6 protein-coding genes and 2 pseudogenes are annotated in these 7,582 nt (G+C 69.4%); 2 read left to right on the top strand and 6 right to left on the bottom strand.

What is annotated here, in order from left to right:
- Nucleotides 1-196 (top strand): annotated as a pseudogene (locus ACFQEU_RS08720) (threonine synthase); the annotation flags it as partial.
- 25 nt (nucleotides 197-221) lie between these two features.
- Here the strand turns inward: ACFQEU_RS08720 and ACFQEU_RS08715 are convergent.
- Nucleotides 222-1,028 carry an N-acyl homoserine lactonase family protein gene (locus ACFQEU_RS08715; RefSeq protein ID WP_379781248.1) on the bottom strand — a complete coding sequence of 269 codons (807 nt, stop codon included), beginning with the start codon at nucleotides 1,026-1,028 and terminating at the stop codon, nucleotides 222-224.
- 127 nt (nucleotides 1,029-1,155) lie between these two features.
- Nucleotides 1,156-2,760, bottom strand: coding sequence for a phosphoglycerate dehydrogenase (gene serA, locus ACFQEU_RS08710; protein ID WP_379781246.1), 1,605 nt, complete (start codon nucleotides 2,758-2,760; stop codon nucleotides 1,156-1,158).
- A gap of 271 nt (nucleotides 2,761-3,031) precedes the next feature.
- Here serA and ACFQEU_RS08705 point away from each other — a divergent pair, with 271 nt between their 5' ends.
- Nucleotides 3,032-4,417 carry a hemolysin family protein gene (locus tag ACFQEU_RS08705; protein ID WP_379781244.1) on the top strand — a complete coding sequence of 462 codons (1,386 nt, stop codon included), beginning with the start codon at nucleotides 3,032-3,034 and terminating at the stop codon, nucleotides 4,415-4,417.
- 15 nt (nucleotides 4,418-4,432) lie between these two features.
- Here ACFQEU_RS08705 and thpR read toward each other — a convergent pair whose 3' ends face one another.
- From thpR to ACFQEU_RS08685, 4 genes and pseudogenes are all read right to left on the bottom strand, one after another.
- Nucleotides 4,433-5,047 (bottom strand): RNA 2',3'-cyclic phosphodiesterase, encoded by a 615-nt coding sequence (gene thpR, locus ACFQEU_RS08700; RefSeq protein WP_379781242.1) that lies wholly within the window; start codon nucleotides 5,045-5,047, stop codon nucleotides 4,433-4,435.
- A gap of 64 nt (nucleotides 5,048-5,111) precedes the next feature.
- Nucleotides 5,112-6,320, bottom strand: a pseudogene (locus tag ACFQEU_RS08695) (DNA topoisomerase); the annotation flags it as partial.
- 26 nt (nucleotides 6,321-6,346) lie between these two features.
- A complete protein-coding gene (locus tag ACFQEU_RS08690) occupies nucleotides 6,347-6,718 on the bottom strand; it encodes a hypothetical protein (protein WP_379781240.1) in 372 nt (123 codons plus the stop codon).
- 80 nt (nucleotides 6,719-6,798) lie between these two features.
- Nucleotides 6,799-7,582, bottom strand: a 784-nt coding sequence (locus ACFQEU_RS08685) for a DR2241 family protein (protein ID WP_379781238.1), incomplete at its 5' end; no start/stop codon positions are given.

Genomic DNA, 7,582 nt, shown 5'->3' with positions numbered 1-7,582 from the left:
CGAGCCCGCCTCCGCGGCGAGCCTCGCGGGGCTGAAGAAGCTCCGCCGCGCGGGGGTCGTCGACGCCGACGAGCGCGTCGTCTGTTTGACCACGGGACACCTCTTAAAAGACCCCGAAGCGGCCTACGAGGCGGGCGGCGACCCCGAACCCGTCCCGAACGACGTCGACGCGGTCGTGGAGCACCTGCGGGACTGACCGCGTCGACGGCGTTTCTCGGCTCTCAGACTCCCCACCCCGGGCGCATCGACTCGAACTGGTCGGCGTCGTGACCGAACACGACCGCTGCGTCGTGTCGGCGCTCGATCGACTGCAGCCGCCGGAGGCTCTCGCGCCACTCGGTTTTCCCCCACAGAAGCGGCCCGCCGAGCGGCACCTCCGCCTCGTAGTTGGCCCGCATGTACGCTTGATCGCCGGCGAACACGAGCGTGCCCTCGTCGTCGAGATGGAGCACGGAGCCGGTCAGCCCGGGGGTGTGACCGGGCAGGCGGACGAACTCCAGGTCGGTGAAGTGCTCCTCGTGGTCCCGGTAGAGTGGCCGCCAGTTCAGGTCGTGATCGAAGTCAGAGAGCAGGTAGCCGCCGTCGTCCGCGCCCACCTTCGCATCGTAGTAGGCGAACTGTAGCTCCTCCTCGTGCGCATAGATCGGGGTGTCCGTGCCGGCGAAGAACTCCAGCCCGCCGGCGTGGTCGATGTGGAGGTGGCTCACGAACACGGCGTCGATGTCCTCGACCGCGTAGCCGGCGGCCGCGAGGTCGTCGTCGAGGCGATGATCGCTCGCGTCGTACGGATCGAACGCCTCGACGAGGTCGTCGGGCCAGTGCCCGTCGGCGGCGTCGTGGTGTGAGCCGGTGTCCCAGAGGATCGTTCCCTCCGGGTGGTCGATCACGAGGTTCCACACGGGGATCTCGCCGTAGTCGCTGTCGGGGTTCGGCTCCTCGCGGGTGGCGAGGACGTGCCCTTCCAGCATGTAGTTCATGTCGCATCGGATCCCTCCGCGATCGATGACGTGGACCTCGGCGTCGACCATTTCCGAGTCGTTCTCTAGCGGCGGCGATAACGGTTCGGGTCGGCTCGGGTCGGGTCGGCCCGCCCCGACGGCGGTCTCCGGCGTTGAACGATCGTGCGCGTCGGAGAAAGAGCCGCGTATCGGCGGACTACGCCTCGTGTCGTTCGTCGGCGTCGTCGAGGGTGATCTCCGTCACCTCGACGATCCGATCGTCGCCGAGCAGGGCCTCGATCGCCTCCTGGGGGACGGCCTGGTCGAGGTTGTAGACCGTCAGCGCCTCGCCGCCACGGATCTCGCGGCCGTTGAACATCCCGGCGATGTTGACGTCGTGGTCGCCGAGGACGGTACCGATGAGCCCGATGACGCCGGGCTCGTCGGTGTTGCGCGCGACGAGCATGTGGCCGTACGGGACCGCGTCGACGCGGAACCCGTCGATCCGGACGATACGCGGGTCCTCACCCGCGAACAGCGTCCCCTCGACGCTGAGCGAGTCGTCGCCGTTGTGGACGGTCACCCGCACGATGCTCTGGAAGTCGTCGGTCTGTCGGGTTTTCGACTCGGTCACCTCGATACCGCGCTCCTCGGCCAGGCGTGGGGCGTTCACCGCGTTCACCTGCCACTCCAGCGGCTCGAACACGCCCTTCAGCGCCGACGCCGTGACGAGTTCGATGTCCTCGGCGGCGATATCGCCCTCGTAGCTCACCTCGATACTCGTGATCCGGCCGTCGAGCAGCTGGGCAGCGACCTTCCCCGCGGTCTCCGCGACCGCGATGTACGGCTCGATCCGCGGGAATGCGGTCTCGTCGACGGAGGGCGCGTTGAGCGCGGTCAACACCGGTTCGCCGTTGAACGCCGCGATCACGGCCTCCGCGGTGTCGACGGCGACGTTCTCCTGGGCCGCCTCGGTCGACGCCCCCAGGTGTGGCGTGAGAACGACGTCCTCGACGTCGAGCAGCGGCGAGTCGTCGGAAAGTGGCTCCTCCGCGAACGACTCGAGCGCCGCGCCCGCGAGGGTACCGTCCGCGACCGCCGCCGCGAGTGCGTCCTCGTCGACGATGCCGCCGCGGGCGCAGTTGATCAGGTAGCCGCCCTCCAGCTGGGCGAGCTCCTCCTCGCCGATCATCCCCTCCGTCTCCGGAAGCAGCGGCGTGTGGATCGTCGCGAAATCGCCGCGGCCGAGCGCCTCGTGGAGGTCCTCGACGAGGTCGGCACCCAGCCGGTCGGCGCGCTCCTCGGAGATGTACGGGTCGTAGACGACAAGATCCATCCCCAGCGAGTCGAGCCGCTTCGCGACCTCCTGGCCGACGCGACCGAGCCCGACGATCGTGAGGGTCTTGTTGTTCACCTCGGTGCCGAGGAACTCGCCTTTCGCCCACTCGCCGCCCTTCAGTCGGCCGTGTGCCTGTGGGATCGAGCGTGCGACCGCGAACGTCATCGCGACGGTGTGTTCGGCGGCCGCGCGCACGTTCCCCTCCGGCGCGTTGGCGACGATCACGCCGTGGTCGGTGGCGGCCTCGATGTCGATGTTGTCGACGCCGATGCCGGCCCGCCCGACGATCACGAGCTCCTCGGCGGCCGCGAACACTGCCTCCGAGACGTCGGTCCCGGACCGCACGATCAGCGCGTGAGCGTCGCTAACGGCGTCCAACAGCGCGTCGCCTTCGACGTCGTAATCCGTCACAACCTCGTGGCCGGCCTCCCGTAACCGATCCAGACCGGGATCGGCTATCGGGTCCGTGACGAGTACTTTCATGTCCGTATCGACCGGCGGCGCGAGGTTAACGCTTTCCTCATCGCGCCGTTTTGCCGGTCGACGTGCCGCGGTGTCGCCGCCATATTCGATACACGATCGTGGATCTCATACCCCTCTGTTTCGGGTGGAAACCCTCTGTTCGTGGGTATCGACCGCGCTGCGCTCGTGGCTGTGGTCGGTGTTCCGTCCGTCGCCGATCGAGCCCCGCTCCTCGGTCCTCGACGGCGATCGCCGCCGGTACACCCTTTCGGGTCCGGAATGATGGGGGCACATGGACCTCACGCTCACGCTGCTCGGGGCGGTCGCGATCGTCGGGCTGACCGCGATCAGCGGCTTCTTTTCCAGCTCCGAGCTCGCCGTCTTTTCGGTCGCGAAACACCGCGTCGACAGCCTCGTCGCCGAGGGCGTCCCCGGCAGCGCGGCGCTCGCGACGCTGCGGGAGAACCCGCACCGCTTCCTCGTCACCGCGCTGGTCAGCAACAACGTGGCGAACATCGCGGCCGCCTCCGTCGCCACTGCGGTGCTCGTCCAGTACCTGCCGGCGGGACAGGCCGCCACCGCCTCGACCGCGTTCACCTCGTTTTTCGTCATCGTCTTCGGCGAGATCGCGCCGAAGTCGTACGCGGTCGCGAACGCCGAGAAACACGCGCTTCGGGTGTCGCGGCCGGTCGTCCTCGCCCAGCGCGTCCTCCGGCCCGTGCTGTTCGTCTTCGAGGCCGCGTCGGGACTGGTGACGCGTGCCGTCGGCGGCGACACCGCGATCGAGTCGTACGTGAGCCGCGAGGAGATCGAGACGCTCGTGCTCTCCGGCGAGGAGGGCGGTGCCCTCGACCCCGAGGAGGGCGCGATGATCCGCGGCGTCCTCGACATGGAGGGCACTCGGGTCACGGCGGTGATGGTTCCGCGGACCGACATGGTGGCCGTGCCCGACACCGCTACCCCGGCCGAGGCTATCGAGCGGGCGGCGACCGAACACGTCACGCGACTCCCCGTCTACGGCGAGAACCGTGACGACGTGGTCGGAATCGTCGACGTGCGCGACGCGATCCGCGCGAACGCCGCCGGCGACGACCTCGCGAGCGCGACCCGTGAGGTGACGTTCATCCCCGCGTCGAAGCCGGTCGACGAGCTGTTCGCGGAGATGCGTGACGACGGCCATCGGATGGTGATCGTCGTCGACGAGTTCGGCGCGGTCGTCGGGCTCGCGACGATGGAGGACGTGATCGAGGAGGTGGTCGGCGAGCTCGTCGGCCGTGGCGAGACGGAACACGTCCGGGTGACGGACGCCGGGACCGCCACCGTCAGCGGCTGGACGACGGTGACCTACCTCAACGAGAGCCTCGGGATCGCCCTCCCCACCGCCGGCGAGTTCGAGACGGTCGCCGGACTGATCACGGAGGCGCTCGGCCGGCTCCCCGAGGAGGGCGACCGCGTCGAGTTCGGCGATGTCGCGTTGATCGTCACGGCGGCGACCCCCACTCGGGTCACACGAGTCCGGGTAGAACACCCGGTCGCGGCGCCCGGAGCGGCGCCTCCCGACGGATCGAGGAAGAGCACCGGCGACGATGCCGACTCCGACGGCGAGGCTGCCTCCGATGTCGACTCCGACGGCGAGGCTGCCTCCGATGCCGACACCGGCGCGACCGACGAGCCCTGATCCGGGGTCGACCGCTCACTCCAACTCGACCGTCTCGACCGTCTCGTACACCGGCCCGTCGGCCGTCAGCGTTGACTCGACGAGCCGAACCTCCCTCACGGTGAACGAGCCCACCTCGGGGTCCCGATCGCGAACCGCTCGCTGGACCAGCTCTTTCCCGCGGGCGTCCCGCATCCGGCCGAGCGTGACGTGTGGGGTGAACTCGTGGTCCTCGGGATCGACCCCGAGCGCGGTCGTCTCCGCCTCCAGCGACTCGTGGAGCCGGGTCAGATCGGCGCTTCCCGCCTCGATCCCCGCCCAGACGACCGAGATGTACTCCAGCGAGGGGAAGACGCCAAGCCCCCCGACAGTGCAGGTGAAGGGGTCCACGTCGGCGTCGGCGACTGCGCGCTCGCCCGCCGCGGTGACGGCGTCGATATCGGCGGCGTCCGTTCCGGACTCGTCGCTCTCGTTGGCTCCGCCTTCCTCGCCCGCACCGCGCTCCGCGACATCCCCGAGGAACTTCAGTGTCACGTGCGCCTGCCCGGGGTCGACGAGGGTGACCCCCGAGGCGTCGTCGAACGCCGACTGGACGTCGGCGAGCGGTCCCGCGAGCGCGTCGGGGAGGTCGACGGCGAAGAACGCGCGCATGTGGTTGGCCCCGTCGCTACCGGTAATAAACCCGGCGGGGGTCCGCTCACTCCCCGCGCGACCCGACGAGCAGCTCGTACACCTCCCACTCGTCCTCGGAGAGGTCGGCGGCGCTCGGGAGGTCGCCGGTCGGGTGGATCGGCGGGTGATCGGTCGTCTCCTCGTCCCCCTCGGTGGGCTCGATCTCCGCGTCGCCGTCGAGGAGGTCGGCCGCGTCCGCCCCGAACGTCCCCGCCGCCGAGAGCTCCTCTAACAGCTCCTCGGGGTCCAAATCCTCCGGATACACCGTGTTATCGGTTCGGGGATAGGTGACGTAGCCGGCGGTGTACAGCTCCTCGGCGATCGACATCGCGCGCTGGGCGGAGTAGCCGAGCGACCCCGCGGCGCGGATGTACTGGGTGGTGTTAAACGGCGTGGGCGGCTCGTCCGTCCGGGTGCGGCGGCGGACGTCGTCGACGACCGCGTCGTCGGCGGCGGCGAGCGCCTCCGTGAGCGTCCCCGCCACCGACTCGTTCCACACGCGCTCGGCCTCGTTGCCGGCGTCGTTCTCGAAGTAGTACTGTGCCTCGAACGGGTCACCTCCGGACTTCGACAGCTCGCCGAACAGCTCCCAGTACGCTTCCGGGTCGAACGCGCGGATCTCGCGCTCGCGGTCGACGATCAGCTTGAGCGTCGGCCCCTGCACCCGGCCGACGGAGATGAAGTCGTCGCCGAGCTGGCGGGCCGACAACGAGAGGAACCGAGTCAGCGCGGCCCCCCACGTGAGGTCGATCACCTGTCGGGCCTCCCCCGCGGCCGCCAGGTCGAAGTCGAGGTCGTCCGGGTCCGCGAACGCCTCCGTGACCTCGTTCTCGGTGATCGACGAGAACCGGACCCGGTCGACGGGTACGTCCTCGTTCACCTCGCGGACGATCTCGTACGCCTCCTTCCCGATGAGCTCGCCTTCGCGGTCGTAGTCGGTCGCGATGGTGACCCGGGAGGCGTTCCTGGCGAGCCGTCGGAGCGCGGCGACGATCCCCTCTTGGGTCGGCGCCTTGGTGACCGGCGCGTCGATCAGCTCGACCGGCTCCACGTCGCGCCAGTCGTTGTACTCCGGCGGAAAGTCGACCCCGACGACGTGGCCGGAGAGCCCGATACACCGCTTGCCGCCCCACTCGTACACGTTCGTGTCGTTCATCCGCTCGGCCGTCGCCGAGCCGCCGCTGAGGATGTCGGCGATCCGCCGTGCGGCGTTGTCCTTCTCCGTGACGATGACCTCGGGGCCGCGACTCATTGCGCTGGGGTACGCCGCTCTCCCGTCTAAAGGTTTCGTGAGCCGGATCCCTCCCGCGCGGGCCGGTCGGACCGCTTCGCGGCGACACTCAGGAACGCGCCCGCGAGGAACGCCAGCGCCAGCCCGACCCCGTACAGTTCGAACCGGACCGACCGCTCGAACAACAGCGGTGAGACGACCGCGACGCCGACCGCTTCGAGGAGGAACACCCCCTCGGCCACCGCGAACAGGCGGATCATCCCCGCGGACAACACGACGATGCCCGCCACGAGCGCGCCGAGCGCGACGACGGTGAACGTGTCCTGACGAACCCCCGCGAGCACGCCGACGGAGATGCCGGCGAGGACGAGAAGCGTAACCAACTCCGGTCGGTATCGTCGGATCCTGTCGGCTATCATGCCTCGTGTTCACACGGTGGTTCGCCCGCGACCGACGTAAACACTACGGCGAGAACAGTCGCGGGACTCCCGCGTTCGCCCTACGCGTCCTCGTCCTCGCCGTCGTCCGCGTCCGGATCCGTCGGCGTCCCCGAGAGGTTCCCCGCGTCGTCGAACCGCTTCGCGCGCAGGAAGCGGGCGCGGTAGCGGTTGGCCGGGTCCTTCGTGTCGGCCTCGCGGATCTCGTCTATCCGGCCGTCGGCGACCGCGTCGATGATCGCCTCGACCCCTTCCTTCTCGCTCGGCGTCAGCTCGAACTCGTAGGTTCGAGGCTGCTCGCTCTCGAGGCGAGTCCACTTCCGGGCGGCGCTCACGACGACGGAACACGGCTCGCGACACGGGAACACCCCGTCACCGCCGTCCACGTCGAGCTCGGTGTCGTCGTCGTACGCCCACTCGCGGCGTTTGAGACACTGCGAGTCGTCACAACACGCCTCCGCGACCCAGTTCACGTGCTCGTACCCCTCGCCGCGGTCCCACGTCTTCACGACGCCGTAGATGCCGGACTGTCGTTCCATCGTCTCGCGCCAGTGGGTCACGTCGAGCTCGCCCTCGCGCTCTCGATACCAGTTCGCGACGGTCGCGGGGTAGATCGTCTCGACCGTTTCGTAGGCGTCACGCGGGGAGAGCTCCGGGAAGGCCCAGCCGGAATCGAGCGTCGGCGCGGTCTTGAGCGGGCGATAGCGCCCCTTCGCGTCGTGTTTCACGATCTCGCGCGCGTCGAGCGGGTCGTCGTACGCGTCCAGCTCCGCGACCGGCGTCCCGGTGTCGTCCGCGTGGCGCACGTCGTAGCGCCGTTCGCCGCGGTCGGTGACCGTCGCCGTG

This window comes from Halorubrum tibetense (genome assembly GCF_042661865.1).
Classification (GTDB): Archaea; Halobacteriota; Halobacteria; order Halobacteriales; family Haloferacaceae; genus Halorubrum; species Halorubrum tibetense.
The sequence above is the reverse complement of the archived record's forward strand: the minus strand, read 5'-3'. Positions and strand labels throughout refer to the sequence as shown.

Excerpts from the sequence above, each read along its gene's own strand:
- ACFQEU_RS08690 (WP_379781240.1), bottom strand. The coding sequence starts at position 6,718 with ATGATAGCCGACAGGATCCGACGATACCGACCGGAGTTGGTTACGCTT.
- ACFQEU_RS08715 (WP_379781248.1), bottom strand. The coding sequence starts at position 1,028 with ATGGTCGACGCCGAGGTCCACGTCATCGATCGCGGAGGGATCCGATGC.
- ACFQEU_RS08705 (WP_379781244.1), top strand. The coding sequence starts at position 3,032 with ATGGACCTCACGCTCACGCTGCTCGGGGCGGTCGCGATCGTCGGGCTG.
- thpR (WP_379781242.1), bottom strand. The coding sequence starts at position 5,047 with ATGCGCGCGTTCTTCGCCGTCGACCTCCCCGACGCGCTCGCGGGACCG.
- serA (WP_379781246.1), bottom strand. The coding sequence starts at position 2,760 with ATGAAAGTACTCGTCACGGACCCGATAGCCGATCCCGGTCTGGATCGG.